Source organism: Dysgonomonas gadei ATCC BAA-286 (genome assembly GCF_000213555.1).
GTDB lineage: Bacteria > Bacteroidota > Bacteroidia > Bacteroidales > Dysgonomonadaceae > Dysgonomonas > Dysgonomonas gadei.
Window position 1 is genome coordinate 14,834 of sequence record NZ_GL891989.1, and the last position, 26,294, is coordinate 41,127.

The following is a 26,294-nucleotide window of genomic DNA, read 5'->3' on the forward strand; positions in this document are numbered from 1 at the left end:
TATGAATTTAGTTTTTAATTTATAGTAGCATGAAAAACTATAATATTGTAAACGGAATATCCGATATTGACAATTTAATTTCCCTGTCCAAATTACTTAACTTACTATGTAATATCATTTCAAGAGAGTTTTCACTCAAATCAGGAGCTGCAGTAGGACCTACACATATCGAATCTATTACAGAAAAAGGCAGTTCTAATTCTATGTAAGGAATTATTAATCCATTCCTCATTCTATATTTATACTCAACTGGATTATTAAGATATAGTCTCCATTCTTTTTCGTATTCATAAGCAGCATGCTTATATTTTTTTCGTCGCTCGAATAACAAGCCTGGTATCTTATCTCCTAAAGAAAATGTTCCATCTTCTTCGATCACTGCATCTTTAATTTCTTGCAGGTTTATTTCCTCAACTAATTGCTCAGAAGAACGATAAATACACTTTACAAATTCAGTATTTTCCCCAAAAGCCTCTTTTAAGATATCAGTCTTAAATCCAATGGAAACTCCTTGTCCATTATTACTATATCCTCTCCACATAGGAAGATTGTCCTGACTTTCAGATAATGATAATATAGCAGGATTAAAAATATCTAATGCTTCTATAAATTTTAAGATTTTATCTGGTAACAGTGGATCTGCTGGTTCTCCAAATAAATCTTGTTTAAGAGCATCACCTAAACATTCAAAATAAAAATCGTATTCGATAGGATCATTGCAATAGAGAATATGAGAAGCCCATAAAGTAAATTTATAATATGAAAGCTCATCCCTTTGGGCATCTTCCCGGGCTTCCTTTTTCAAATTTTGGAGAATTGAAAATAGTGTATCTGTTGTAGTATAATGATATAAAATTTCAGGTGGTTGTAATTCTTGCATGGTTATTAGATTTAATAAGTTTATTATTTTTTATTCTTCAATTACATTGCCATCTTCTTCAACCCAATAATGAATAATTTTGAAGTCTTTAAGTAATGGGGTGAGTTTCTCAATGACTTTCCGTATTGCAGGATCGTTAGGATGGGCAATAGCATAATCATGTTTTCTGTCATAATCCTGATTATCGCTTATTCTTCTTAAAATTTGATATATGGCCTTTCCAAAATGTGTGGTAATTTGAGAACTATTAAAAACAGTTTTACTAGCACCTTTATATCCGGGGCGTGCACCTTTTACTTCTATATACATTTTTTCACCGTTAGGCTTATTTGCTATAATATCACAACCTTTTGCCATACCATGGCAACATTTTTCAATTGTGTAACTTTTAGTCTTTTAAATTCTTTATCAGAATGTCGATTGATTCATCCTCAGTTAAATGGCATTCATTCATTTTCTTTTAATTTTTATAGTACCAATTCTTCAATTCTGATAAAAGAATAATTCTTCTTCATGCCTAAGTGATTGAGTACTTTCTCCATATTTATTCTTTCTTTATCAGTAAACCAACTGATATTCCAGAGAGCCCCATCTTTTACTTTTTGGACCATATAACTGTAATACGGTAAATCTATTTCATTTAGAGAATGGCCTAAAATAATTATTTCATTTATATCTTTCAGAGCAGCGAAAAAATGGTTATTCTCTTTAATTACTATGGTTGTGTCTTTGTAAAACTCATTGAAAATAATTTTGGAAGCATTTTCAGCATCTGTATATGGAGTTCGTGTAGATTCTCCATATTCATCAAAATCTGGTATAGGTTCAAGTATACGATTATGGCCAAAAATGAGAGTACCATTACTTTCTACTGAGCCATGAATATACAAGATATTCTCTGTTGGTATTCTATATAGGAAAGGCAAAATAGCCGTGTAATTAAACGATAGAAACAACGCATCTTTATCCAATTTTAGTCGTTTATAACCGCTTTTTGGAATATCGGTTTCAATTAGCCAATCTCTGAATGCTTTTCGAATATGTTCGCTTAAGTTCTCTCCCTGTTCCTGTAAATCATCCTCCACACCATAAATATGACTTAATTTGAACCCCTCTGAAGAAGGTTCGGTATTATCATTGTCACTAAAAAATAGCCCATAATCGAATGTTCCTAAATCCCTCTCGAATTGACACCACAGATTTTTATTATCTGTCTCCATATAAAAATAACCTTCCAGAAACTCATATACTTTAGAATTATTGGCTTTAATATAGCGACAGAAATTGGAATATGATGTTTTCATATCATGATACCTGTCGAAACCATTACCGAAGATATATAGTCTATTACTCATAATTTATGTCGGGGATAAATTGTCTCGAATATTATGCGAATATATATTATTTATGTCAGGTTAGAATAAGAAAGATTACGGATTAGTTCAATATATGGAAAAGGATTGATAATTTACTCCTATATCTTAAATTCTAAATTGTTAACTCTTTGTTATGTATAGTTAAAATCCTATATTTACAAAATTAAATTCAAATAAAATGGAAGATCAAGAAAATTTATTGGCAATGAAAGTAGAGATATTTGGAGAAAATTACAAACGTACAACTGCTGGTGTAACAGTACAAATAAGTAGAAATAAGGAAGGTGTATATAGCTTGGGGTTCTTCTCAAACGAAGAAGAAACACTGTTATTAAGTCCTGAATCAGCAATACTGAAAGAAATTAGTATTGATGAATTGAAAGAGTTGGGGAAAACTCTGAATGAATTGATAGAGTCGGTAATAAAAGCCGAAGAAAAAAGATCTGAAAATAGTTAATCTACCTAAATATTTTTTTGTACAACTTCTGCAGTATATTAAATTATTCATCTTTTTTTTCTCGGTATTAAAAGATATGCGGACTCTTTTTCTCTAAGCCCTAAACTTTTATACAGAACTTCTGATATTTCGTATACAGGAGTCTTTTTTTAATACAGAATAAAGCGCAACTAGTAGACTATAGTTGTGTAGACGTAGTTAAATATGAACCGATTGTTGAGAGACATCTGTATTTTCCTGAACTAGATCATCAAATGATTTCTCTTTTTGAAATGAAGAATTGAACTGTACTAGTGACTCTGGTAAGACATTATTGATTAGGGTTTTATCATTCACATAATCAAATATTACTTTTCATGAATTTTAAAAGTACCGATTTTTATTAACGTTTGTCATAGATATGATGAAGATATTTTGGACTGAGAGTCATTAAATGCCTCAGAAGAACAATAATTGACACCACAAATGTAATAAGCTCATTAAATTTTGTCATATTATACAATATAAAAATGGCAGTAATTGATATCACTATCACTAAGATTAGTACAATAATGAAAAGTCGTTATTTCAAGGATATAACTCCCTCTTCTAAATAGAGTATTATTCAACGAATGAGCTATGATTAATATAATAAATTTAATAAAAGAATTAATATCGTATTTTGTTGCTATGCAAAGGAACATAATATCTAATATACTCTCATTCGAGGGATTGCAAGCAACTAAGTCTTATGTCCTGTCGCTCTGTATGGCATATAACAAAGATAGAAATAACTCCAATTCAAGATAGTTAACTGGGTAGTCTGTTCAGGGTAGTACTACCCAGTAAAATTTAAAATAATATTTTCAGAACTTTCCATCAAATATTTCGTTTTTTCACCAATGTCACGTATATTAGCGTAAGTGATTGGTAGAAAACAGAATGCATACAGAACTTATTTATGAGTTTGTACCGAAAAAATCGATATTTCATTGATTAATAAATATCTATGCATTCTGTATCGGTAAATAAAATTAGTTTAAAGTAAAGAATATATGAAGATAAAGGACTTTGATTCAAATATATTAAATATGAGCATTGAATTAACTCTGGAATGGGGTGAACATTGGTTGGCTCCAATACAAGACCGAATAATGCTTAAGCTACCGAGTCTAAGTTTAAACCAAGCAGACTTTTTAGATTTATTCTCGAAAAAAGTACAGAAAGATATAAATTTATTTATCAAACAAACATTAGAGAAAAAAAGAATTGAGTCGGAGCAACTCAAGGAAATTGTACTGTCATATATAAATGAAAAATATTCTTGGATCAATGAACGTAATTCTGCTAGACTTTTCAGTCAAGGATGTTACTATGCATGGAAAGATGGACTATTATAAATTCAATATAAGAGAGTCAACAAATAAAATAAGTTTGAAATGAAAACTTATGAATATAGAAGAATTTATAAAAGGTTATATGAAAAAGAAAGTACTATATTCATATACTCTCGAGCGAAAATCAGATGTACTCAGGCTCACGATTAGCCCTAAAAATAGTAATGGATTACTGCTTTTAGGCTGTATCATATTATTTTCAGGACTTTTTCTTTTTCACATAGGTATGCTAATCTTAATCTTTCCCATACTTGATATTACGCTGGAATTTATTCTAATTAGTAGTGTTGTATTACTATTAGAGGTATTTGTAATTCTTTATTTTTTCTCTTCCTATTGGTGGAAACGAAAAGGGTTAGAGATATTTATACTTTACCCTAATAAGCTAGAATATGTGTTGGTCAATAAGCCTTTTAAAACGGAGAAGCATATTTTCGATTTTGAGAAATTGGAAATTGGATATCAATCAGGAGAATATTTTTCTACTGAAGAAGAGGCGAGCCTACTAGGTGTAGAGCTAGACTTAGATAAAGTTGTAGGTAATTATCCTATCCAGTTCTATATGGACGATGGGCTACAGGTCGTTGATTCAGAGCGAAAAATTCCTATTGAAGTAATCAGAAAAATAAAGGAAGAATATCTTTTAAATCAGAATAATTTATCGGATCAACAACAAGCCTAAAATCAGCCAACAAGATAAATTTAAAGTAAACACCCCACATATGAACATTACTATAAAAAACATACGGCTAAAGAGTCAACAGCTATCAGAACAGACATTTGATACTCCAAAAGAAGTGGTGTCATGGATGGGAGCTATGCAAGCTCAGGATTTCACTATGGCAAAATGGGCTATCGCTATCAGATCGAAACAATGTACAGAACAAGGTATTGAAGACGCTTTTAACCGGGGAGATTTTCTTCGAACCCATATCATGCGCCCAACCTGGCATTTTGTTTCTGCGGAAGATATCAGGTGGCTTCTGAAATTGACAGGAGAGCGAATTAAAGGCGCATGGAAATATGTAAAAGATTTGAAGGTTGATGAACACGAACTTACAAAATGTTATAACCTGTTAGAAAGGACACTTAGGGACAATAACCATCAAACCAAGGACGAGATTACAAAAATATTCGAGCAAGAAGGATTAGGGGCTACCGAGAGACATATATACCTCTTTACAATGTTGGCAGAAGCGGATGGCATTATATGCAGCGGTGTATTGAAAGAGAAAAAACAAACATATGCACTACTGGAAGAAAGAGCTCCCCAAAGCAAAGATATACATAAGGATGAAGCATTGGCAAAGCTAGCTCAAAGATATATGCAGAGCCATTCTCCTGCAAGTTTACAGGATTTTGTCTGGTGGTCGGGGTTGACGATCAAAGATTGCAGACACGCTTTTAGTCTCATCGACAATGAATTTATAAGAGATCACTTCGGTTCTACCGAATTATATATTCACAAAGATTATAAGGAATGTGCTTCTTTGGATACAGATATACTTCACTTTCTACCTGCTTATGATGAGTATATTATCAGCTACAAGGATAGGACAAATGTTCTAGACTTAGAGCATCATCCGAAAGCTTTTAATAACTATGGTATATTTCAATCAATTATACTATATAATGGTCATGGTATCGGTAATTGGAAAAAGATTAAGAAAGCGAAAGGGATTGACTTTGATATTTCTTTTTGGGATAGTAAGTTAAAAATAAGCAAGAAGTTACTTACTTTAGAAGGGAAGAAATTTCAGGATTATATTAAGAAATGAGAATAGCAATGAATTTCAAAGCTAAATTATCGGAGCGGATTGGTATGGATGATATCCATGAAATACTTCGTTTAACCCAACAAAGTGACAAGCGAAAGCAGGAATTATATGATTTAGTTATTGGAGAAGATGAAAAAATAGGATATCATGCGGCTTGGATCTTTACACATTTTTCTCCGGAAGCTAATAAATGGCTGTATGAAAAACATGATGAGCTTATTAACGAAGTGATGACGTGTGAGCATGGAGGTAAACGGAGGGTTATCCTCAATTTGCTTTATAAACAGCCTCAGGTAGACCCTCCGAGGGTTGATTTTCTGGATTTCTGTTTGGAGCGAATGCTCTCTGTTAAGGAATTACCGGGTGTGCAGTCACTCTGTATGAAAATAGCTTACGAGCTCTGTCGTACTATTCCTGAATTAACGCAAGAATTGAAAACTACTCTTGAGATGATGGAAGGGGAATTATGCCTGGCTATCAGGTCAGTGCGAAAGAATATTCTTAAAGCAATTCCGAAAGGGAAAAGCTTACAAAAATATTAGTATCTGAACTATAAGGATCCGGAGAATATCTTTTTAATCATCTGTGGGGCAATTGGGATTGGCTTAATAGCTCTCGTTTTTAGGTGTCTGTTGTTGGGGCGTATATTGGTGTAAATAAAAGATAAAAAACACGCTTATTCAGCGTGTTTTTCTTTTAATCAATCAGCAATTTAGTTACCGCTGCCGTATTCATCGCCCATTGCATAGTATAGATTTCATCAGCATTTTCAGTATCAACTATTTCGATGTTCTGAGCCTGAGCTTTTATTGCCAGCAAGTTACCTATGGTCGTTTTGCTTTTCAACTTAGCTATCAATGCTTCCACATTCTTAGCATCCATATTAGCTACTATCTGTCCTCCGAAAGGCATTTCCAGCCAGATGATTTCACGGGAAGCGACTTCAAGCACTCCGAATGCCAAACCTTTCGATAAACTTTTCGAGACTCTTACCTGATGCTGTACACAGGAAGGATCATAAGCTACGCCTGTCTTCTCAGATATCTTCATCGGATAAGCCGAGTTCATCCATCCGACCACCAGATTAGGTGAGATAGCCCCATTACTGTAGGCGTTGCAAGTAAAGACAACATATTGAGTACCTACACGGGTAAGTTCATTTATATCCAACTCGATATATTCAGCTGTTCCTATTTTGTTCGGGATACTTCTTATATCTCCACTATGTTTTGCTCCCGGAGCAGTCAGGTTATAATATGAGCAAACCGTAGTTGTATGAGGTAACGCTATATGACAACTCAAATCCATATCCAGATGTTGTGCAGGAAGGTCTTTACCCCATTGCATAAACAGTCTGACGGCATTTCCTTCTACAGGGAAACGGGTTCCCATCAATGCACAAGAGGTATCCTGTATAGTTTCACTTCTATCGCCTATTGCTAATGGTATATTAAACAGCATCGGATCTATATACATCGTTTTGCTTTCAGTCGGAATCTGTTTGAAACGATTTGAGACTGCTTTTACACACAAATCTTCCACTTTAGAAATCATTATTTTCAACTGATCGGCTGTATATATGCTGACTAATTTATTCGCTCTGATTCTCTTTGAGGTTCCACCCAACGGTTTTACCATACGCTGAGCATTCTGGTCAAAATAAGTCTGCGCATACATATTCAGTGTGAACAATAACCTCATCGGAATTTTATCCATCACCTCTTCAAAAGCAGACAACGTTTCATTATCCCCAAACCAAAGCATATTGGCGAACAATGAACGTGCAAATAATCCCGGTCTTTGTTTCAACAGGGTAAATGTCTTTTCTGCATCCACTTTTATATGTGATTGTTCAACTTCTCCCTGATATACAGTATATGTCTGATTGTAGAATACATCCATCAATTCTTTCAAATACTCAAATCCCGGTCTTTTTGCATACTCAGCCAGACGCAAAGCTCTGATAAAGCGTACCCACATTCCACGTTTCGGGTGCATTATTTCACAGGCCTTTTCGACATCCATATTTAGATTGTTGAGCCATGTTGCAATCATTTTGCATTGGGCACGGTTATATTTTAGTTTCAGGTCGGTCTTAGCATCTACCTTTACTTTCTTAGATTTATCCAGAACAAACGTCATATGTGAATTATTCTGCGCTATCCTTTTTATAATTGTTTTAGGCTCTACAATTTGCAGGAAACCTGTTTTCTTATACCACAGATAACGTAATATATCGGCAGGAGTAGAGATAAACTGTTGTCCTTTCTCATATTCCTCTTTTTCCACAAGTGCATCCAATACCACAATCTGGGTTTCTTTCATTGTTATGTCTACTTCAGGCAAAGGGAATTCACCTACCAATATCTTCAGACTGTCCACCTGAGTTGCGTCCAGAGCTGTACGCGACTCCAGCAAATCTTTGAAATACTTTGTAAGATCATCTTCAGTCCAAAGTTCCAGCACTTTCAGTTTACTTCCTTGTCCGAAATTCTCAATCTTAGCCAATTGGAACGGAGTACCACAGAATGGACATCCATTATATCTTTCCATAGGAAATGTATTTTCCGGAATCAGGTGACCGCACTGCAAGCGCATTCCCTTATCACTTTTGAAGATATTGGCAAACAAGGTTATAATATGATCGAGTCTTGTTTCTCCGGTAGGTGTATCCCAACCTTTTACCAGAGGAGCCCAGTTTAGATTCACACCCAATACTTCTTTCATTGTATCGAAGATAGTAATTGCCTGATTCGGAGCCATGCTGTTCATGGCATGCAATAAGTCTTCCGATACAGTATAGCCAAGTTTTCTCAGGTTGGCAATCAATACCATTGTTGTTTGTGTCAGGTTTTCTTTCGATGCAACTATCTTATCTGTTGGGATAAAAATAGCGTTCTGTCTGATCGAAACTTTCAGTAAATTAGTTTTCATAACAATTAGTGTTTTGAATTAATAAATACGGTAATTAAGAGACTGAGACATTAAAAGTGTTTTTGAAGTAAGCCTCTTTTGACCATTATCTAAGTGAAGCAGGCCGGATTCGAACCGGCGACCCAGGGATTAGGAATCCATGAAGTAAACCCAGATTGACCTTCTAACCGATAATTTCAAAGCGTGTGGATTCGAACCACTTCGCCATCTATTGAAGTATGCCTTAATTGACCGGTATTATAAAGGTAATTTCATGAGTTGCCTTGCTCTACCAACTGAGCTACTGCTTCATATAAAGACAGGTAATTGTATGAGTGGTCTACCTAAAAGAATTTGGAGTAACCCGTACTTGACCTGTTTCTTTTTATTGTTTCAAATATCGTTTCTATTAGTTTGATGTTACAAAGGAATATATCCGATATGCAATCTTTCTGCGTAGTGAAATTATTTATTGTTTTTTCTTTATTTCACTCATTTCTATTACCGTATTTATTCACAATCTCAAAACATTTAGATAAAATCCGGCTCTTGTGTAATACAATAATACGATCTAATTCTTTATCTTGCTTTTCCAAATATTCGAAATTATATCTGAGCCTTTCTGTACCTATGGCATATTGGTTTATTAAAGAGTGGACCTCATTAAAAATATTCAAATCAATATCTAACTCTATTTTTTTGTATTTCAAGTCAGATACTATACCATTCATAATTAAAACTCCTAACGAAAGAGCAACATGATTGGAGATAATAGCTCTTGCATTTGATACAAGTTTATTTAGCAGATTAATTTCTCTTTGGTTCATATTCTTTCAATTTGCTTTAATATTCAATATCGGCTTTACTGTATCTAAGATAACTGCTGTATCCTGAATCGCATTTATAATAACATCTTTGTCTTTATATGCCATTGGAGCTTCGTCGAGAGTTGATTTGCAGACAGATGTTGAGTAAACTCCTTCCATCTCTTTCTCAAACTCTTCCATATCCAATGTTTTGAAAGCCTGATTCCGAGCTAATATTCGTCCTGCACCATGAGGGGCTGAACAGTTCCAATCGGCATTACTCTTTCCTTCACAGATTAATAATCCGTCACGCATGTTGAACGGGATAATCATTCGTTCTCCTTCATAAGCCCGGATAGCACCTTTTCGGATAATCCAGTCTTGCGGATCGATAAAGTTATGCTTTGAATGTATCATATCAACGGCTTCCACATCTCGCAACCCGACAAAGATAGAGTGAGCCATAGCCCGATGATTAAACTCCGCATAAGTTTGAGCAATCACCATATCTACTAGATACTCGTACATATCGTCACCTTTCAATAGCAATTCTTTTTTACCGACACCGTATCGTTCGTTCAATTCCGCTAACTTGATAGGGATATCAGATGTCGGAACTGTATTTTGGGTGATATCTTTAAATTCGTCGTGATACTCTTGTGGTCTGAATTTGGCAGCTACTATTTTCTTCGCATGATAGTTACATACTTTCAGTCCGAAGTTTCGAGAGCCGGAATGAATAGTCAGGTAATGTGATCCGTCGTTTGCTGATTCTCCGATCTCAATAAAATGGTTTCCGCCACCCAAAGACCCAACAGAATTATAGAACATCTTTTCTCCTGTACCTATTTTCTTACATAGTTCGGCGATATATTCACGATCAATAGTTATTGCAAGTTTATCTTCCGAGAATCGTGTATTCCATTGATTAATAAATTGATTCAAATTATCAGTAACAGTCTGCATATATTCATCTACCCACCAATAATTAAAGTCCTTACCTTTTCGGATTTCATGTCCCATCGGTACAGCCTTACGGATTTTTTTATCTATTTGTGGAAGCTCAGTAGCATTGAATCGTTTATTTAATTTATAGCTTGTTACAGAACAACCTATATCTACCCCTATATAGTTTGGGTTAACCATTGTAGTCATTGGCATAGTGAATCCGATTACAATGCCTTTTCCCACATGTGTATCGGGCATGATACGTACTTGTACACCTTCCGATATTTCGTGATTCAAGATATTTTGAACTAATTCAATAGCCCCTTCTTCAACTTCATCTAAGAATATTTTACAGTCCTGGTTATATTTTCCTTTTAATTCTATCATAACTTTATACTTTTATTACTTTGATGATACAAAGTAAAATAGGCGATACGCAGTGTTTTTGCGTCATGAAAAATATTTTTATTATTTTTGAGAAAATAGATTATATGAAAGTATTTTTAATGATAATGTTTTTTTGGTTTCCTCTATTTTCATCCAGTCAGAATATAGCAGAAATTGAGGAATATCTGAAGAAAGAATATCCTTCTTCGGAAACAGTATCTAGTAATCAGCCTCAATATGTAAACAATAGTATAGTCCTTCTGAATGATTCTATTCTGTCTAAATATCTCGGTACTATAGATATATTTCAGATAAAGTATCGAGAATTGATAGGTTGGATGGTTGAGGAATATAAAGCAATCGTACTATCAGATAATAGCCGAGAAAAGTATTTTATAATTTTTCCTTTTGATCTAAGAAATCCAAAATCTGAAGCAATTTCATATTTTGAAGAAAAATATATTGAACAAGAAGATCTTGATAAATATTGCCACTCTATAGCAAATATGTTTCTTACTATGGGTATATTATCAAAACCTCGATTGGGTAAATTACAGAAGATTTCAAATAATCAATATCAAATATCATATATCGTAAACTTTGTAAATAGAGAGACGGTCTATCGGAATCTTATTTTCACTTTCGATAAGCTATATTTAAAACAAATACAGATAATAAATCCATTTTCAGGATTAAATGAAATAGAATATGCCAGTAAACCGTAACGCCCTAATCCGCTATAAAACAATAGATACTTGTCTACGTAATAAATATAGACAGTGGACACTTGAAGACCTTATAGATGCTTGTTCTGACGCTCTCTATGAATATGAAGGAATAGACAAAGGTATCAGCAAACGCACTGTGCAAATGGATATTCAGATGATGCGCAGCGAGAAACTAGGTTATAATGCACCTATTATTGTTTATGATAATAAATACTACAAATATGAAGATGAGGATTACAGCATAACTAATACGCCATTGTCAGAACAAGACTTGAAAACAATGTCTGAAGCTGTTGAGGTTTTGCGTCAATTCAAAGGGTTCTCTTACTTCTCAGGTATGGGCGATATCGTCAGCCGCTTGGAAGATCATGTTACTTCGGCAAAACAGAAAACTATACCTGTTATAGACTTTGAGAAGAATGAAAGCCTGAAAGGATTGGATTATCTGGATATTATTTATCATGCTATTGTGAACAAGCAGGTTCTAAACTTAAAATACCGTTCATTCAAAGCCCGGTCAGCAAATACATTTTTATTCTACCCTTACTTACTAAAAGAGTATCGCAACCGTTGGTTTGTATTCGGACGAAGAAAAGGAAATCTGATTAATCTGGCATTGGATAGAATACATAGTGTAGAGATCGCTGAAAAAGAAAGATTTGTAGAAAATAATTTATTCGATCCTCAGACTTTCTTCGATGATTTGGTTGGTGTCACCAAAAATGTAGGAATGAAGGCTCAATCTGTCCGTTTCTGGGTAAATAAAGAAAATGCACCTTATGTACAGACCAAACCTTTTCATAAAAGCCAGAAAATAGTTGAAGAGCATGAGGATGGTTCCAAAACATTCGAAATTAATGTGGTTATCAATCAGGAATTGCAACGGGAGTTCTTTGGATATGTCGATACTATAAAAATTTTATCCCCTCAGTCTTTAGTTGACTTTATGGCTTGGAAATTAAGATTGGCAAAGGAACAATACGAAAGTGATATATAATTATTCCAAAAGTATTTTTACAATACTCTACTTAGAGCTTTTATTCCTTTTTCTAAATCTGCTTCAGGCAAAGATGCGTAACCCAATCTAATTCCGGATATTGGTTCTCCAAAACTGAATCTGTCGGGAGTATAGAAATTTATAGATTTAATATTAGTTTTCTTTTGCACTTGAAATAAATCAATATTTTCAATTGGTTTAATCCAAAAAGCCAATCCTCCATCGGGTTTCTTGTAAGTCATTTTATTTTCTAAATAATTATCCAAGAGAGATGCGAAAAAATCTCTTTTCTGTTCATAATAGCTCAACATTCTTTTCTGATGCCTGCGAATAGGTACAGGATGCGAAACTCCAACTCTGCAAGCTGTCCGACAGCCCCGGCAAGCTATTCCTCTACCTCAACGGCAAGAACATCCTCGACTGGTTCCGGGAGCAGTTCCAAAAACTGCGGCAGATTATCCGACCCGTCATTCGACAGACGGTCATTCAACCCAGGCAGGGCAAAGGACAAAGCATTTAACGAAAAGGGCAAACGCACGAAATATGTGTTTTTATGCAGAAAGTTTATCTATACATTTTTTAGCCGATAGCCATTAGCTGTCAGCTTGTAGCTCTTTGAAAGATTGATTAAAGCAGTTACGGGTTACTTCGCCCTTCGGGCAGTTACAAGTTACGAGGGAAAAAATTAGCTCCGCTAAAGGACCGGTGGTTCTTAATTTTTCATTCTTAATTATTTTCCGTGTTACCTTTTAACTATATATGATTAACAAATGCAAAATAGACAGCATAAAAACAGTAAAAAACTGTCAGATGTGTCAGGTTTTAACTATATACGGTTAATAAATGTGAATGAGATCAATGGCTAAAATCCTCGATTTCGTTTGCCCTATTTAATGAACCAACACAGCCGTCATTCCAAGATTATTTCGTAAATTTGGCCGCGAGAGCAACCAAATGCGAATAACAGACACAAACCGATAACACGCTCCGCGAGAGGCATAAAAATGAAAAAATGAAAGAGGAATTTCAAAAGGAATTTGCGGCTATCTTAGCCGAGGCAATAGAACACTTCAATCCTGAAATTGAAGACGACACTTCAGTAATTACCATTGTCGCCGATGTGGACAACGAGCAACTGCTATTTGGCGGTCTAAAATTACGAGAAGACTTGGAAGGAGAGGGTATATGGGATGAAAACTCCCGGGTGTTTTATACCGCCGAATCAAAATATGTGCAAAGTTGTTACAAAGAACTCAATAAAGATTATGAAGAGTGGAGAACCGGCCGTAGTTACAATTATGACGGATTGATGTCAGCCGCCTATGACATGGGTTATGTCATGGGTGATGCAATTGTCGATGAGGGTCTTCGGGAGAAACTGTCCGGCGAACTTTTATATGGTTGGTGTCATGCGATGGGACAAAACGCCGACGGAGATAATTTTTATTGCGCTTAATGATATTGCTATGACAAAAGATTAGCGGTTCTGACGGCGGAACGACTGCATTACAAGAACGAAAAACACCCGTCCGACGGGTGTTTTTCACGAATAATGATTACCTTTGTTCCGAGAGTTATTAGGGTGCAATGCGCCGCATAAAGCAGAAATGAGAACGGTTGCCAAGTCATTACCCAAGCCCTCTCAAAATCCGACTAACTTACTATAAATACAGAAGTTAGTGTCAAGTTGTATATTTTCATAATGGAAAATGATATTCTCAAAGAACTGGAATCTCTTGCTGAAGAAAAATATAGTATATTCTCATCACGCCTTATTCCCTATGTTGATAATGTATTGGGTGTAAGGCTTCCTATACTTCGAAATTTTCTAGATATGGTGTAATACCCTCATGAGACATTAAATAAATACATATTTAATGTCTTTATAATAAAATATTGTAAAACAATAAATAAGTCGTTTTTCTTTCGTATCTTTAAAACTTGAGCAATCTGGTTTTTATTGTATCTATCTTCTCAATGTTTTGCTCCGCGCTGGTTAGCGGATCTTCCCATCGTCAAAATCGACAACAAAATTAACTTTCTTGTTTATGGTATTAATCAGTTACGAGAATATGTAATGCTTTTGTCGTAACACATTTTTGTAAATAAGATGAAATCATTTTTTATAGGGAATCTGGAAGTTAAACTTCCGGTTATCCAAGGTGGAATGGGAGTAGGCATATCTTTGTCCGGTTTAGCATCAGCGGTAGCCAATGAAGGAGGGATAGGAGTTATATCGTGTGCCGGTTTGGGGCTTATCCATAAAGGCCACGGAGATTTTATTAAGAGCAGTATTTGGGGGCTAAAAGAAGAGTTGCGTTTAGCCAGAGAAAAAACAACTGGCATAATTGGGGTCAATATAATGGTGGCTTTATCCAATTTTGCAGATATGGCGCGTACAGCCATCGAAGAAAAAGCGGATGTCATATTTGCCGGAGCAGGACTACCGTTGGACCTACCATCTTATCGGACTGTGGATAGTAAAACCAAGTTAGTCCCGATCGTTTCTTCCGCCCGGGCCTCAAAAATAATTTGTGAGAAATGGTATAATAATTACGGTTACCTACCTGATGCGATCGTTGTAGAAGGCCCGAAAGCAGGAGGGCATTTAGGATTCAAAAAAGAGCAAATTGATGATAACCTGTATTCTCTGGAACAGATAATTCCCGAGGTTATAGAAACAGTCGCATTATATAAAGAAATAAAAACAATATCAGTTATTGCCGCAGGTGGAATATCTTCAGGAGGGGATATATACCGTTTTATCGAAATGGGGGCATCAGCTGTACAGATGGGAACAATATTTGTTACTACAGACGAATGCGATGCTTCAGAAGCCTTCAAGCAGGTCTATCTTACTGCTAAAGAAGACGACTTAATGATAATCAACAGCCCCGTAGGGATGCCCGGGCGTGCTATTAAAGGAGAATTTCTCAAACGTGTTGCCGATGGATTAGAAGTTCCTAAAACCTGCCCTGTACATTGTATAAAAACCTGTGACTATACGAAGAGCCCCTACTGTATTATGAAAGCATTATTTAATGCTGCAAAAGGTGATATGAGAAAAGGGTATGCTTTTGCAGGAGTAAATGCACATCTGGCACAGAAAATAAGCAGTGTAAAAGAAGTTGTATGCAGGCTGAAAGAAGAATTTACCCTGGCGGAAAAAAGAACATTATTTACAATAGGGCTGTCTCATGAACTATAGTCTGGTAGAAGAAACAATAAGAAGATATATCCGTGAATACAGGAATGGCCTTGACATTCTGTGCTCAGGATGAACAAGGCTTGCTCAAGGGCATTCAGAAACTTACAGGAAAGTGTCTTACAGTATCGAGTCAATAATAAACATTCACTAAAACTACAATATATGGTAGCAAAACAGAATTCTTCAGCAAATAAGAAAGAAGGTGAAATAACCCGTTCTGAAAGAACTTCGGCAACACAACAAGCCGAGTCGGTGTTGAAAAATGCAAAGGAGCGTGCCGGAGATGTTATCCATGTCGTAATTAGTGACAGGACTACAATTGAACTTCCGGCTCATTTATCACAGGAAGAGATAGATGCCCGTGTGGAGAAATATATAGAATTGCATAAATCGAAGATATAGTTTCTAGAGAATTGCTGTGATAAAAATAATAAGTATTCATTATAAAAAAACAAAGATATTTTAAGAATAAGTATGGCTAAATCAAACTCATTTAACAAGAGAGAAATAGAAAAAAACAAACAACAAAAAAGAAAAGAAAAACAGCAAAAACGGGAAGAAAGAAAAAATAATCCAGCCGATTCTTTTGAGGATATGATTGCTTATGTAGATGAAAACGGAGTTATAACCAGTACTCCTCCCGATCTCACTAATAAACGAAAAATCAAGATCGAAAATATAGCTGTTTCTACGCCGAAAAAAGAAGATATGGAAGATCCTATATTGAATGGGCGTGTAGAATACTTTAACCCCGATAAGGGATATGGTTTTATAAAGCATACAGGAAGTACGGATAAATATTTTTTCCATATAAGTAGTGCTCCGGCTTCCATTACAGATGGAAATATGGTAACATTCGAATTGGAACGTGGTCAAAAAGGCATGAATGCCGTAAGGATTACTCTTGCCAATAAGGACGGCCAGTAATCAATAATAATTAATTTAAGAAAAAGAATGAACATTTATGTATCAAATCTAAACTTTAGCACAACAAGCGAGAGTTTACAGGAATTATTTGCAGCGTATGGTGAAGTTGAATCTGCAAAGATTATCACAGACAGGGAAAGCGGAAGGTCTCGCGGATTCGGTTTTGTAGAAATGCCAAATGATACCGAAGGGCAAAATGCCATATCGGGATTACACGACACCGATTTTGAAGGAAAGACTATTGGCGTAAGCGTAGCACGCCCAAAAACCGAAAGAAGCAGCGGCGGATATAACAACCGGGGCGGAAACGGTGGATATAATAGAAATCGCTATTAATCAAATAGTTTAGTTAACGGGTAGGAGACTTTTCTTACCCGTTTTCTGTTTTTGTAATCGGTACTCCGATTATTTTTTGTATATTTACAATCCGGAATCATTTATACAAACGCAATAGCATCCTTTTAGCTGTACCTGTGTTTGTTCCGGATATGATTAGTCAATATATCGTTGTGACATATTTTATTTACAGGTAAGATCAGCTTTTTTCTAAACCTTATCTGATATGACTTGAATTCTATTCAGGTTTGCCTTTTTGTTTATTTACTGATTATGAATATTCAGCTGATACCTTCTGTACGCTCGAAAACAACATAAAATAAATTCAATATGCCTGCACTTGGAATATAAGCAAGTGTAGCTTAATAATTTAACTGTAAATATGAATAAATCCCAGAATCAATTAAAAACGTACACATTACACAATTATCAATCAATACCTCAGATGGCTGGTATCCCCAAAGAGTTTGTCAGGGATATTGAAATCGTAGGAAGAGTATTACCCTTCAAAACCAATAATTATGTAATAGATGAACTGATAGATTGGGATAATATCGAAACTGATCCGATATTCACATTAAACTTTCCAAGAAGAGGGATGCTTGATAAAAAGCATTATGCGATAGTCGAAAAATTATTGGATGGAAATGCGGAAAAATCTTTTATTGACGCGAAGATACAGGAAATCCGTTTGTCATTGAATCCCAATCCGGCAGGGCAGGAGCATAATGTACCTTCGTTAGGAGAAATAAAACTGAAAGGTATCCAACATAAATATCCTGAAACGGTATTGTTCTTTCCCAGCCAGGGACAAACCTGTCATGCTTATTGCACTTTTTGTTTCCGGTGGCCTCAATTCTCAGGGATGAGCGGATTAAAATTTGCAATGAAAGAAGCAGACTTATTACTTAAGTACCTGCGGGTTCATAAAGAGGTAACAGATGTTCTCTTTACAGGCGGAGATCCGATGGTTATGAATGCAGCCATTCTTAGTAGTTATATTAACCCCTTGTTAACTTCTGATTTTGATCATATCCGTTCTATTCGTATCGGGACAAAGTCATTAGCCTACTGGCCATACAGATATCTTACCGATACAGATAGTGATGATATTATCCGCTTATTTGAAGAAATTAACAAATCGGGAAAGAACCTGTCGATTCAGGCACACTTTAATCATCCGAGAGAGCTGTCGACCGAGGCTGTCAAGCAAGCCATTATGCGTATCCGAAGTACCGGAGCACAAATACGGACTCAGTCTCCACTGCTAAAGCATATCAATGATAAGCCTGAAATATGGGCCCAGATGTGGCGTAAACAAGTTGATCTGGGCTGTATCCCTTATTATATGTTTATCGCACGGGATACCGGCTCAAAGCAATATTTTGAACTTCCATTGGAGAAATGCTGGAATATCTTTCGAAGGGCATATCAGCAGGTGAGCGGTCTATGCAGGACCGTAAGAGGACCGAGTATGAGTGATCATGCCGGAAAGATACAGGTGTTGGGTGTGCAGGAGATTAAAGGAGAAAAGATATTTATACTTCGTTTTATTCAGGGACGTAATCCCAAGTGGGTCGATATTCCTTTTTTTGCTGAATATGATCCTAAAGCCACTTGGTTCAATCAGCTTAAACCGGCATTCGGAGAAGAAAAATTCTTGTTTGAAGAAAACCGTTATAAACTTATCGATTCAAAACCTTTCTTGTTTGAATAATGAAGAAAATTATGCCAGGAGATTCTCTCTTTTGGGCTTTCAATTTTTTCTTTTACCTTAAGAAGATATGACCTGTAAACTATAAGTGCTTTCTTTGAAGCTGTATTATTTTTTCTTTTATGCTTAAATATTTATAGTATATACTGAGTCCAATGGTCTTATTTCACAGCAGGTTGTACCCATTTGAAAATATAAGAATCGACTGGAATAACCAACCGCTCTGATATTTTAGACATACGCACAGGAAGCTTCATCAGAAAATCGCGGGCACGTTCTGCTTCGTCCGTTAATCCCGTAATTTTATCTATCTGCCATTTGTCTATCAGCTTTTGTATAATATCCACATAATCGGCGGCTGTATATACCCCGATGCGCTGTGCGGCATTTGAAAATTGTTCGAAGGCAGTGCTTATTTTCTCTTTCGATTCTCTCAGGAAGTGAGCAGGCATAACTATCTTTTGTTTCATCATATACTGGAAAGCGAGCATCATTTCACTGGGGTCTACCTCAAATATACGCCTTACAAATTCGCTGTAAGCATGGTGATGCCTCATTTCGTCACTTGCGATACGTTTACACATCCTTGACAATTTTTCATTACTCATTTTTTTAGCTATTTCCGCTACACGATTGTGCGAAATGAAAGTTGCCAATTCCTGAAAACTGGTGTATACAAAGTTTTTGTACGGGTCTCTTCCCGTACCAATATCAAAGCCGTCATTGATGAGATGTTGCGTGGTTTGCTCAATCTCTCTCATATTCACTCTGCCGGATAAATATAGGTATTTATTTAATAAATCGCCGTGACGGTTTTCCTCACCCGTCCAGTGCCTGATCCATTTTGACCAGCCGTTGCGCTTTTCTCCGTCTACATTGTCTATACCTTCTACGTCCATTAACCACGATTCATAAGTGGGTAAAGCCTCTTCTGTGATGGTGTCCCCGACCAATACGACCCAGAAGTCGTAAGGGAGTTCTTTCGCCAGTTCGCGTAATTCTTTTACATCTTCAAAGAAAGTTTCTTTCTCTGAGTTAGGAAGATAATCAGTAGGTTGCCATATTTTTTCAACAGGAACCAGAAACTGGGTAATAAAATTCTCGACATTCTTTTCTAAGAAGTGCATGACTTCTAAACGGATATTTGTAATTGACATTATACTATATTAATTAATGCCTTCTACCACTGATCTTTTCTTCTTCTCAGAAACTTTCGAGAAGGGTGATCTTTTACAGTAAAAGGCTGGTGTGTTGTAAAGGTAAAATTATTTTCAAGTCCTAATAGTAAATTATTATATTTTGTCATTCTCTACAAGTTATTAATAGTTAAACGCCTATCATGTAAGCGGCTGAAATGAATTTCCATGAATTTTATTTTACTTGTTTCTTTATGAAAGATTTATAGTAAATTACTCTGTTGAATAAGATTATAAACTATTTGTACTTCAATCTAGAACTGATAAATATAGTCACTTAATTTGGTTATATGCAGCTAATTAGTTTCCGGACGAATATATAAATAAATTGCATCTTTTCCTTTGGTGTAACTCACTGCAAAACAGTGAATAATAAGCGTGGGCTATTTGCTCGTTCATAAAATATCAATGGTTTAACCAATTGATATACAATATAAAGATTTGAGGGCAAAGTTCCCTCTCTCCGCCAAGATAAGATGAAAGATGAATTAAAATACTGAAATTCAATGAGTTTTAGGTTTTTTTTGTTTAATCGTACTATTTGCTACTATAACTGTTATATTCTTCATCGGTTACAGGTTCCATCCAAATAACAGCGCCTTTATGAGATTGTGGGCTAATTGCTATATGCTCGAATTCACTATCTGGAGTTGCGCCATGCCAATGGACGACATCAGCATGAATTTCAACAACATCGCCTACATTAAGTAATTGAATCGGCTTGTCTTTTTGCTGATAATAGCCTTGTCCTTTAGTACATAGCAGAATTTGTCCGCCCGGATGTGAATGCCAGTTATTCCGTACTCCCGGTTCAAAAATTACATTACCTATCGTGAGGTCGAAATTTTCTTTATCTGTTACTAACATTTGCAGCCATGCTGTTCCGCTGAAATAGTCGTTATTTATCTTTTCTCCTTTCGGAAATATCTGATTTATTACTTTATTGTTGGATGTTTCCATTTCATTGTTATTTTTTGAATTATTACATGCTGTAAATAATAATGTTACAATAGTTAGCAAGGCGAAAGCATTTCTTTTTATTGTTCTCATATTCTACTGTTTTATTATTTCAGATATTGTTTAAAGAATGAATTCAATTTAGGTAATGAAATACCCATATATTCCGGTCTGTCATATAGATCCACATGCGATGCTCCCGGCACAACAAACAGTTCTTTCGGCTCGGCAGCTTTACTGTAAGCATCTTCACTGAAATAGGCTGATACGGCACGTTCACCAACTATAAATAACAATGGTCTTGGAGAGATAGTTTCTATCTGTGCAAACGGAAAGAAGTTCATCATCGGCGCAAGGCTCGTATAAGAATAACTCGTAGTCGAGTTTGGATGCCCTCCACGTGACGTACGATAATAGTCGAAAAATTCACGGGTATTTTCCGTATCGCTGTCGCTCAATTGAGTAGGAATAGCCGCAATGTCTTTTCTTGCTGCGCCATTAAACTCTTTTGTACGTTGTTCGCCTATATCATCCAATGTTTTCATGCGCTGTTCATACGTTATCACATCGCCTAATCCTTGACGGCGCGCGCGCCCCATATCATACATGCTAATGGTAGCTACCGCTTTTATCCTGTGGTCTATTTGCGCTGCACTGACCGAATAACCACCACCGCCACAAATACCGATTACTCCGATAGCATCTGCATTTACATTTTTATGATTACTAAGGAAATCAACCGCTGCACTGAAATCTTCCACACGGGCTTCGGGTGATTCAATATAGCGTGGATAACCACCGCTTTCGCCATAATGTGTAGCATCGAATGCAAGAGTGATATAGCCTAACTCTGCCATTTTTTGTGCATGAAGTCCTGAAGTTTGTTCTTTTACTCCACCAAACGGATGACCTACAACGATAGCTGCATACTTCTTGTTTGTATTATAGTTTGGAGGAAAGTACAGATTACCTACCACCGTATTAAGAAAACGGTTGGGGAATGACACTTTTTGGACGCTTATTCCATTTTCCGTTCCCATAGTCAGATCAGCGTCAGTTTCTATATTGCGATTTTGAAGTACACCGGTAAGGACCGATCTTGCCTGTGAGCCTTCTAACTGTCCGATAGTTGTAGTGATTATTTCTACAACCTGTTTTAGTTGAGTGGGAGTTATACCGGTATTGAGTGCCAGCCCCATGTGTGAAGTCAGCATGGGTTGCAAATCGCCCAATGCAGCTATTACCGATACCGTAACCAGTTCACGCTGAGCATAGGTCAGTACATCCCGCTCAAATATATCAGCAAAAAGATGTTCTTTCAGGAATGTTTCTATTTCGGGACTGAAACCTGCATAGCCTGCGGTTGCGCGTCCGGCCGGTGGAGTAATACCCTGAAGTTCGGAAAGGATTTCTTTTCCACGCTCGTATTTATCGCGGGTATCGGTAACGGGTGAGGCTTCACGTCCGGGGTTATCGTTTATACCGGCTGCTTTGCGTTCATCCAATACGCTCATAAAAGTTTGCAGTCCGCGCAGGCTTCTGGGAAAGCCGCTGTAAGCATACAGGTGTACTAATACTTCTTTAATTTCACTAACCGTCAATCCGGCTTCAAGCCCTGCTACTAATTCGAGTTTTAATTTGTCTAAATCACCCCTTGCCGTGAAAGCAGCGATGGTTACTATTTTTTCTTGTTTCTTATCTAACATATTGTTCTGTGCATTTACGTTGCCGGATATGCTGCCCAGCAACAAAATCATTATTGCTATATATAAATTTATGTTTTTCATCTTTCAATTGTTTAAATTAAGTTCATATTCATGCGCCTGGCGAGTGAAGGTCATCGCCATCAATTTCCATTCGTTGTCTTTCCTGATATATATTTCGGCTACGATAAACGGATTTACAACTTCATTGCCGCCTACAATGGATTCTAGGCGGATTCGGTTTAGAAGAATGGCAGTCGCTCCATCTACCTGTACAGATATTTCTTTTATATCAGCATGTTTGTAAATAATATTCTTTTATTAATTACATCTAATTCTTGCTCTTTTGTAAAGGTTGCACCCATATGTACAAATACAACCTTATCATGGAATAAGTTGGATAATGCCTCGGTATTAAACTCTGCCATCCATTGCCATTTAGTCTTTGACAGGTCGATTAATTCCTGCTTTGTTTTATCATCGTTTTTTACTTCTTGCTGCGCATATGCTTCTTGCATGCCGAATAATATGCTTAAAACAAGAACCAACACAATCACTTTTGTTTTCTTTTCCATATCTGTAATATTATTGATTTGAAATAATACCGATCTCTTTCAGCCACGGTGTTACATCAGCATTTCTGTTGGTAGTTCCAAAACCTTTAAGATGTTCGGAATCGGGAGTAAGTTCTACTATTTTAGCCAGTGTTTCATCCCTGTATGTGGCGGCAACTTGCTGCGTGCTTCCTCCCCAACTGAAATAGGCGATAAGAATCTTCCGGTCTGTTACTTCGGGAGGTGTCTGCTCTTTATCTTCCCAAATATTTTCGTTATTATCTGAATATGCCGACAGAGGGCATATTATTAGCATCATGAATAGGGTTAAAATTAAATTCTTCATGTTTCTATTTTTTATCTAAGTTTTTTTCTTTCAACCAACCGGAAAGCAAATCGGCTATTTCTACATTGTTGAGGTCAGACATCGGAAAATGGGTATTGCCAAATACGCCTATTTTGGGTAATTCAACTAAAGTAGCATCACCGCCGTGACGGTTTATAGCTTCAACGAATAATCGCCCTAATGCCAGACGTGTCCGCCAGTTTTCTCCTCCGAGTTCGTTGGTTACTTCATCGGGTATATAATCGCCGAAATACATCACGATAGGGATTTTAGTCAGTTTCATGAAATCTTCCATCGAAACTTCAACACCTGATAATATTCCTGTACGTCCGCTTATTGGTTGGGGTACTTCTCCTTTGGGGAATGGGTAGGTTCCTGGCTCATAGGCAACGATGGCTTTTACATGCTGATTTTTTATGCCTGTAAACCATCCCGGAAGGCCTCCTTGCGAATGTGTTACCAGAATACCTGAGCCTATTCTATCAAAAAGGGCAGACATGCTGTTGCTGATTACTTCGTTGTCGAATGCGCCTGTATTCGGCGTCATTTGGCGGAAGAAGTTTTCGAGGCTCTGGCTATCTTTCGGGAATTGTACTCCTTCGTGATAATCGGGCCATATACCTATACGGAATATTTCGTACCACATTTGCTCGTCGGCAATGGGTTCGATGGTAGATGCAACCGTGCTTCTTCCTGCTTTTCCCCGGCGGGGTTGGTCGATTAAGTATGTACTGAAACCTCTACGGAGAAAAATATTCTGGAAGCCTTCACGCCCGTCGGGTGTCGTTTCCCATGTTTTGGAGGATTGCCCTGCTCCATGCAGAAAAACAAGAGGTAATTGCCGGGCTTTGTCGGGTATCTGGTAAAATACATAGGCATGGTCGCCGTGATAGGTTTGCCCTTCGGGATAAGGTTTGAAGTTATCGAAGTTGTTGCCATTATATGTACCTTCATTTTGAATCACCGAGCCGCCAACGGCAAAACTGCCCTGTTCTTTTATTACAAGTAGTCCGTTCATATCTTTTTCCTTATTTTGATTACAAGCCGAGAAAATAAGGAGGATACTTATTATAAATACTATCTCTTTCACGCTATTCCTTTGCTTCATATTTTACGGATTATAAGTTTATAATTTTCATGTTACAAATTTACGGTGAATAATACCCCATGTAAATAGACAGATTACTGATTCTCCTACCATTATTACTGATTGCTACTTTATAGAATATCAATCATATACACAAATTACAGTTTCTTATACCATTATTACTGATTTACAGCATGGGATGGTAGATTTTAAACAAGAAGCCTTATTTTTACAAAATATAGGTTCGCCTCAGCAATTCAAATAAATTTGATTGCTTTCGGCTTTTTATATATTTGTTATACATAAAATCAGAAATTATGAGCGAAATATTGAATTTTGATACGATACACGATTATAACAGTTTTCTGGGAATAGAAACGCTGCACCCTTTGGTAAGTTCTATCGACTTTTCCACAGTCACAAAAGAATTTCATCATATCCGTAAAAGATATGGTTTCTATTTTATTTTCCTGAAAGATGTAAAATGCGGCGATTTGATTTATGGCCGCCATACATACGACTATCAGGAAGGTACGCTTGTTTTTATTGCTCCGGGACAAGTGGCCGGAAAAGATGATACGGGCGAAACTTTCAAAATGCAGGGCTGGGGGTTATGTTTTCATCCCGATTTGCTTCGGGGTACACTGCTCGGACAGAAAATGAATGATTATTCGTTTTTCTCTTACGAATCGAATGAATCGCTGCATATGTCGGAACGTGAACGGCAGATTATAGTGAATTGTTTTCAGGAAATAAAAGACGAATTGAGTCATTCTGTTGATAAACACAGTAAAGCCATCATTACGGCGAATATTGAGGTTTTTCTTAATCATTGCCTGCGCTTTTATGACCGCCAATTCATTACCCGTGAGAATATAAATAAAGATGTATTGTCCCGGTTCGAGGAACTGCTTAACGGTTACTTCGAATCGGATAAACCGCAAACAATCGGTTTACCTTCGGTGCAGTATTTTGCAGATGAACTTCATTTGTCAGCCAATTATTTCGGGGATTTAATCAAAAAAGAAACAAGTAAATCCGCTCAGGAGTATATCCAGATAAAGGTTATTGAAAAGGCAAAGGATAAACTGTACCACCCCGATAAGTCGGTAAATGAAATTGCTTATGAATTAGGGTTTAAATATCCGCATCATTTCAGCCGGATGTTTAAGAAGATTGTGGGTAGTTCGCCAAGTGATTATCGGTTGATGAATTAATAAAAATGAGAGAATCCGTAAAAATTCTCTCGTTATATATCGTATGTTTATATCCACTCTATTTCAAGTATTCCTTAAAGAAAGATTCCAGTTTGTCAAATGGTATATAGCTAACGACTAGATATGCAGAATTTTTCATTCAGGAATAGGATCGCACTCAATTACATAATTACAACGGCTTTGCTGATTGGTTTCAGGGCAAACGCATCAAATTGTTCAACTTCTATCGAAGGCCTGTAGGGGCGTATTGCATACGCCCGCATAGCAAAATGTCACAATTGGGCGTATGCAATACGCCCCTACATGAGGCTGAAAAACAGCTTTATGAATTTTGATGCGTTTGCCCTAATTATTTGTACAATATAAAACAAACATAAATAAAAACTACTACATTTATAGAATA

27 protein-coding genes are annotated in these 26,294 nt (G+C 36.4%); 14 read left to right on the forward strand and 13 right to left on the reverse strand.

Annotation, left to right across the window (positions count from 1 at the left end; translation table 11 throughout):
• Window positions 1–37: 37 nt before the first annotated feature.
• The 3 genes from HMPREF9455_RS17235 to HMPREF9455_RS17245 form a co-directional block, all read right to left on the reverse strand.
• Window positions 38–880: a DUF2971 domain-containing protein gene (locus HMPREF9455_RS17235; protein ID WP_006801023.1), complete on the reverse strand. Its 843-nt coding sequence runs from the start codon at window positions 878–880 to the stop codon at window positions 38–40.
• Window positions 881–910: 30 nt separating this feature from the next.
• Window positions 911–1,237 carry a hypothetical protein gene (locus HMPREF9455_RS17240; RefSeq protein WP_006801024.1) on the reverse strand — a complete coding sequence of 109 codons (327 nt, stop codon included), beginning with the start codon at window positions 1,235–1,237 and terminating at the stop codon, window positions 911–913.
• Between the two features lie 110 nt (window positions 1,238–1,347).
• Window positions 1,348–2,235, reverse strand: a complete 888-nt coding sequence (locus HMPREF9455_RS17245; protein ID WP_006801025.1) for a bacteriophage abortive infection AbiH family protein — start codon at window positions 2,233–2,235, stop codon at window positions 1,348–1,350.
• A gap of 199 nt (window positions 2,236–2,434) precedes the next feature.
• On the opposite strand from HMPREF9455_RS17245, the gene HMPREF9455_RS17250 reads away from it, so the two are divergent.
• The 5 genes from HMPREF9455_RS17250 to HMPREF9455_RS17270 all read left to right on the forward strand — a co-directional run bounded on the left by HMPREF9455_RS17250 (window position 2,435) and on the right by HMPREF9455_RS17270 (window position 6,409).
• Window positions 2,435–2,713, forward strand: coding sequence for a hypothetical protein (locus HMPREF9455_RS17250; protein ID WP_006801026.1), 279 nt, complete (start codon window positions 2,435–2,437; stop codon window positions 2,711–2,713).
• Between the two features lie 1,034 nt (window positions 2,714–3,747).
• Complete coding sequence (locus HMPREF9455_RS17255; RefSeq protein ID WP_006801027.1) at window positions 3,748–4,092, forward strand: hypothetical protein; 345 nt, start codon at window positions 3,748–3,750, stop codon at window positions 4,090–4,092.
• Window positions 4,093–4,141: 49 nt separating this feature from the next.
• Entirely contained in the window at window positions 4,142–4,771 is a 630-nt protein-coding gene (locus HMPREF9455_RS17260; protein WP_006801028.1) for a hypothetical protein, read from the forward strand.
• Window positions 4,772–4,811: 40 nt separating this feature from the next.
• Window positions 4,812–5,867 (forward strand): winged helix DNA-binding domain-containing protein, encoded by a 1,056-nt coding sequence (locus tag HMPREF9455_RS17265; RefSeq protein WP_006801029.1) that lies wholly within the window; start codon window positions 4,812–4,814, stop codon window positions 5,865–5,867.
• An 8-nt stretch (window positions 5,868–5,875) separates the two neighbouring features.
• Window positions 5,876–6,409 carry a hypothetical protein gene (locus tag HMPREF9455_RS17270; RefSeq protein ID WP_006801030.1) on the forward strand — a complete coding sequence of 178 codons (534 nt, stop codon included), beginning with the start codon at window positions 5,876–5,878 and terminating at the stop codon, window positions 6,407–6,409.
• 154 nt (window positions 6,410–6,563) lie between these two features.
• Here the strand turns inward: HMPREF9455_RS17270 and HMPREF9455_RS17275 are convergent, their stop codons facing one another.
• The 3 genes from HMPREF9455_RS17275 to HMPREF9455_RS17285 form a co-directional block, all read right to left on the reverse strand.
• Complete coding sequence (locus HMPREF9455_RS17275; protein ID WP_006801031.1) at window positions 6,564–8,801, reverse strand: hypothetical protein; 2,238 nt, start codon at window positions 8,799–8,801, stop codon at window positions 6,564–6,566.
• A gap of 467 nt (window positions 8,802–9,268) precedes the next feature.
• Window positions 9,269–9,607, reverse strand: coding sequence for a hypothetical protein (locus HMPREF9455_RS17280; RefSeq protein WP_006801032.1), 339 nt, complete (start codon window positions 9,605–9,607; stop codon window positions 9,269–9,271).
• A gap of 6 nt (window positions 9,608–9,613) precedes the next feature.
• On the reverse strand, window positions 9,614–10,921 hold the full coding sequence (locus HMPREF9455_RS17285; RefSeq protein ID WP_006801033.1) for an RtcB family protein: 1,308 nt from the start codon (window positions 10,919–10,921) through the stop codon (window positions 9,614–9,616).
• A gap of 104 nt (window positions 10,922–11,025) precedes the next feature.
• Between HMPREF9455_RS17285 and HMPREF9455_RS17290 the strand changes: the two genes are divergently transcribed.
• Both HMPREF9455_RS17290 and HMPREF9455_RS17295 read left to right on the forward strand, forming a co-directional pair.
• Entirely contained in the window at window positions 11,026–11,646 is a 621-nt protein-coding gene (locus HMPREF9455_RS17290; protein WP_006801034.1) for a hypothetical protein, read from the forward strand.
• The gene (locus tag HMPREF9455_RS17295) at window positions 11,630–12,646 is read left to right on the forward strand and encodes a helix-turn-helix transcriptional regulator (protein WP_006801035.1); all 1,017 of its coding nucleotides are present in this window, start codon (window positions 11,630–11,632) and stop codon (window positions 12,644–12,646) included. Before HMPREF9455_RS17290 ends, HMPREF9455_RS17295 begins: the two co-directional genes overlap by 17 nt.
• Window positions 12,647–12,663: 17 nt before the next feature.
• On the opposite strand, the gene HMPREF9455_RS17300 is transcribed toward HMPREF9455_RS17295, so the two are convergent.
• The gene (locus tag HMPREF9455_RS17300; RefSeq protein WP_006801036.1) at window positions 12,664–12,957 is read right to left on the reverse strand and encodes an aminotransferase-like domain-containing protein; all 294 of its coding nucleotides are present in this window, start codon (window positions 12,955–12,957) and stop codon (window positions 12,664–12,666) included.
• Window positions 12,958–13,658: 701 nt separating this feature from the next.
• Between HMPREF9455_RS17300 and HMPREF9455_RS17305 the strand changes: the two genes are divergently transcribed.
• From HMPREF9455_RS17305 to HMPREF9455_RS17330, 6 genes are all read left to right on the forward strand, one after another.
• Window positions 13,659–14,102 carry a hypothetical protein gene (locus tag HMPREF9455_RS17305; protein WP_006801037.1) on the forward strand — a complete coding sequence of 148 codons (444 nt, stop codon included), beginning with the start codon at window positions 13,659–13,661 and terminating at the stop codon, window positions 14,100–14,102.
• 654 nt (window positions 14,103–14,756) lie between these two features.
• Window positions 14,757–15,854, forward strand: a complete 1,098-nt coding sequence (locus HMPREF9455_RS17310; protein ID WP_006801038.1) for an NAD(P)H-dependent flavin oxidoreductase — start codon at window positions 14,757–14,759, stop codon at window positions 15,852–15,854.
• 162 nt (window positions 15,855–16,016) lie between these two features.
• Window positions 16,017–16,256: a hypothetical protein gene (locus HMPREF9455_RS17315; RefSeq protein WP_006801039.1), complete on the forward strand. Its 240-nt coding sequence runs from the start codon at window positions 16,017–16,019 to the stop codon at window positions 16,254–16,256.
• Window positions 16,257–16,328: 72 nt separating this feature from the next.
• Window positions 16,329–16,781: a cold-shock protein gene (locus tag HMPREF9455_RS17320; protein WP_006801040.1), complete on the forward strand. Its 453-nt coding sequence runs from the start codon at window positions 16,329–16,331 to the stop codon at window positions 16,779–16,781.
• A 27-nt stretch (window positions 16,782–16,808) separates the two neighbouring features.
• Window positions 16,809–17,117 carry an RNA recognition motif domain-containing protein gene (locus tag HMPREF9455_RS17325; protein ID WP_006801041.1) on the forward strand — a complete coding sequence of 103 codons (309 nt, stop codon included), beginning with the start codon at window positions 16,809–16,811 and terminating at the stop codon, window positions 17,115–17,117.
• Window positions 17,118–17,499: 382 nt separating this feature from the next.
• Window positions 17,500–18,834: a KamA family radical SAM protein gene (locus HMPREF9455_RS17330; protein WP_006801042.1), complete on the forward strand. Its 1,335-nt coding sequence runs from the start codon at window positions 17,500–17,502 to the stop codon at window positions 18,832–18,834.
• 158 nt (window positions 18,835–18,992) lie between these two features.
• On the opposite strand, the gene HMPREF9455_RS17335 is transcribed toward HMPREF9455_RS17330, so the two are convergent.
• From HMPREF9455_RS17335 to HMPREF9455_RS17360, 6 genes are all read right to left on the reverse strand, one after another.
• Window positions 18,993–19,988: an acyl-ACP desaturase gene (locus HMPREF9455_RS17335; protein ID WP_006801043.1), complete on the reverse strand. Its 996-nt coding sequence runs from the start codon at window positions 19,986–19,988 to the stop codon at window positions 18,993–18,995.
• Window positions 19,989–20,564: 576 nt separating this feature from the next.
• Entirely contained in the window at window positions 20,565–21,077 is a 513-nt protein-coding gene (locus HMPREF9455_RS17340; RefSeq protein ID WP_006801044.1) for a cupin domain-containing protein, read from the reverse strand.
• Between the two features lie 14 nt (window positions 21,078–21,091).
• On the reverse strand, window positions 21,092–22,771 hold the full coding sequence (locus HMPREF9455_RS17345; protein WP_006801045.1) for a carboxymuconolactone decarboxylase family protein: 1,680 nt from the start codon (window positions 22,769–22,771) through the stop codon (window positions 21,092–21,094).
• A 203-nt stretch (window positions 22,772–22,974) separates the two neighbouring features.
• On the reverse strand, window positions 22,975–23,262 hold the full coding sequence (locus HMPREF9455_RS21680) for a hypothetical protein (protein ID WP_006801046.1): 288 nt from the start codon (window positions 23,260–23,262) through the stop codon (window positions 22,975–22,977).
• A 10-nt stretch (window positions 23,263–23,272) separates the two neighbouring features.
• Complete coding sequence (locus HMPREF9455_RS17355) at window positions 23,273–23,587, reverse strand: NADPH-dependent FMN reductase family protein (RefSeq protein ID WP_006801047.1); 315 nt, start codon at window positions 23,585–23,587, stop codon at window positions 23,273–23,275.
• A 4-nt stretch (window positions 23,588–23,591) separates the two neighbouring features.
• Window positions 23,592–24,695 carry an alpha/beta hydrolase gene (locus HMPREF9455_RS17360; RefSeq protein ID WP_006801048.1) on the reverse strand — a complete coding sequence of 368 codons (1,104 nt, stop codon included), beginning with the start codon at window positions 24,693–24,695 and terminating at the stop codon, window positions 23,592–23,594.
• Between the two features lie 296 nt (window positions 24,696–24,991).
• On the opposite strand from HMPREF9455_RS17360, the gene HMPREF9455_RS17365 reads away from it, so the two are divergent.
• The gene (locus tag HMPREF9455_RS17365) at window positions 24,992–25,891 is read left to right on the forward strand and encodes a helix-turn-helix domain-containing protein (protein WP_006801049.1); all 900 of its coding nucleotides are present in this window, start codon (window positions 24,992–24,994) and stop codon (window positions 25,889–25,891) included.
• Window positions 25,892–26,294 lie beyond the last annotated feature (403 nt).

Bases quoted from the DNA above. Each gene is read 5' to 3' on its own strand.
- HMPREF9455_RS17325 (WP_006801041.1), top strand. From the start codon at position 16,809: ATGAACATTTATGTATCAAATCTAAACTTTAGCACAACAAGCGAGAGT.
- HMPREF9455_RS17360 (WP_006801048.1), bottom strand. From the start codon at position 24,695: ATGAAGCAAAGGAATAGCGTGAAAGAGATAGTATTTATAATAAGTATC.
- HMPREF9455_RS17270 (WP_006801030.1), top strand. From the start codon at position 5,876: ATGAATTTCAAAGCTAAATTATCGGAGCGGATTGGTATGGATGATATC.
- HMPREF9455_RS21680 (WP_006801046.1), bottom strand. From the start codon at position 23,262: ATGGAAAAGAAAACAAAAGTGATTGTGTTGGTTCTTGTTTTAAGCATA.
- HMPREF9455_RS17305 (WP_006801037.1), top strand. From the start codon at position 13,659: ATGAAAGAGGAATTTCAAAAGGAATTTGCGGCTATCTTAGCCGAGGCA.
- HMPREF9455_RS17275 (WP_006801031.1), bottom strand. From the start codon at position 8,801: ATGAAAACTAATTTACTGAAAGTTTCGATCAGACAGAACGCTATTTTT.
- HMPREF9455_RS17295 (WP_006801035.1), top strand. From the start codon at position 11,630: ATGCCAGTAAACCGTAACGCCCTAATCCGCTATAAAACAATAGATACT.
- HMPREF9455_RS17310 (WP_006801038.1), top strand. From the start codon at position 14,757: ATGAAATCATTTTTTATAGGGAATCTGGAAGTTAAACTTCCGGTTATC.
- HMPREF9455_RS17260 (WP_006801028.1), top strand. From the start codon at position 4,142: ATGAATATAGAAGAATTTATAAAAGGTTATATGAAAAAGAAAGTACTA.
- HMPREF9455_RS17340 (WP_006801044.1), bottom strand. From the start codon at position 21,077: ATGAGAACAATAAAAAGAAATGCTTTCGCCTTGCTAACTATTGTAACA.
- HMPREF9455_RS17290 (WP_006801034.1), top strand. From the start codon at position 11,026: ATGAAAGTATTTTTAATGATAATGTTTTTTTGGTTTCCTCTATTTTCA.
- HMPREF9455_RS17315 (WP_006801039.1), top strand. From the start codon at position 16,017: ATGGTAGCAAAACAGAATTCTTCAGCAAATAAGAAAGAAGGTGAAATA.
- HMPREF9455_RS17355 (WP_006801047.1), bottom strand. From the start codon at position 23,587: ATGAAGAATTTAATTTTAACCCTATTCATGATGCTAATAATATGCCCT.
- HMPREF9455_RS17245 (WP_006801025.1), bottom strand. From the start codon at position 2,235: ATGAGTAATAGACTATATATCTTCGGTAATGGTTTCGACAGGTATCAT.
- HMPREF9455_RS17235 (WP_006801023.1), bottom strand. From the start codon at position 880: ATGCAAGAATTACAACCACCTGAAATTTTATATCATTATACTACAACA.
- HMPREF9455_RS17345 (WP_006801045.1), bottom strand. From the start codon at position 22,771: ATGAAAAACATAAATTTATATATAGCAATAATGATTTTGTTGCTGGGC.
- HMPREF9455_RS17265 (WP_006801029.1), top strand. From the start codon at position 4,812: ATGAACATTACTATAAAAAACATACGGCTAAAGAGTCAACAGCTATCA.
- HMPREF9455_RS17285 (WP_006801033.1), bottom strand. From the start codon at position 10,921: ATGATAGAATTAAAAGGAAAATATAACCAGGACTGTAAAATATTCTTA.
- HMPREF9455_RS17320 (WP_006801040.1), top strand. From the start codon at position 16,329: ATGGCTAAATCAAACTCATTTAACAAGAGAGAAATAGAAAAAAACAAA.
- HMPREF9455_RS17335 (WP_006801043.1), bottom strand. From the start codon at position 19,988: ATGTCAATTACAAATATCCGTTTAGAAGTCATGCACTTCTTAGAAAAG.
- HMPREF9455_RS17365 (WP_006801049.1), top strand. From the start codon at position 24,992: ATGAGCGAAATATTGAATTTTGATACGATACACGATTATAACAGTTTT.
- HMPREF9455_RS17300 (WP_006801036.1), bottom strand. From the start codon at position 12,957: ATGTTGAGCTATTATGAACAGAAAAGAGATTTTTTCGCATCTCTCTTG.
- HMPREF9455_RS17240 (WP_006801024.1), bottom strand. From the start codon at position 1,237: ATGGCAAAAGGTTGTGATATTATAGCAAATAAGCCTAACGGTGAAAAA.
- HMPREF9455_RS17255 (WP_006801027.1), top strand. From the start codon at position 3,748: ATGAAGATAAAGGACTTTGATTCAAATATATTAAATATGAGCATTGAA.
- HMPREF9455_RS17330 (WP_006801042.1), top strand. From the start codon at position 17,500: ATGAATAAATCCCAGAATCAATTAAAAACGTACACATTACACAATTAT.
- HMPREF9455_RS17250 (WP_006801026.1), top strand. From the start codon at position 2,435: ATGGAAGATCAAGAAAATTTATTGGCAATGAAAGTAGAGATATTTGGA.
- HMPREF9455_RS17280 (WP_006801032.1), bottom strand. From the start codon at position 9,607: ATGAACCAAAGAGAAATTAATCTGCTAAATAAACTTGTATCAAATGCA.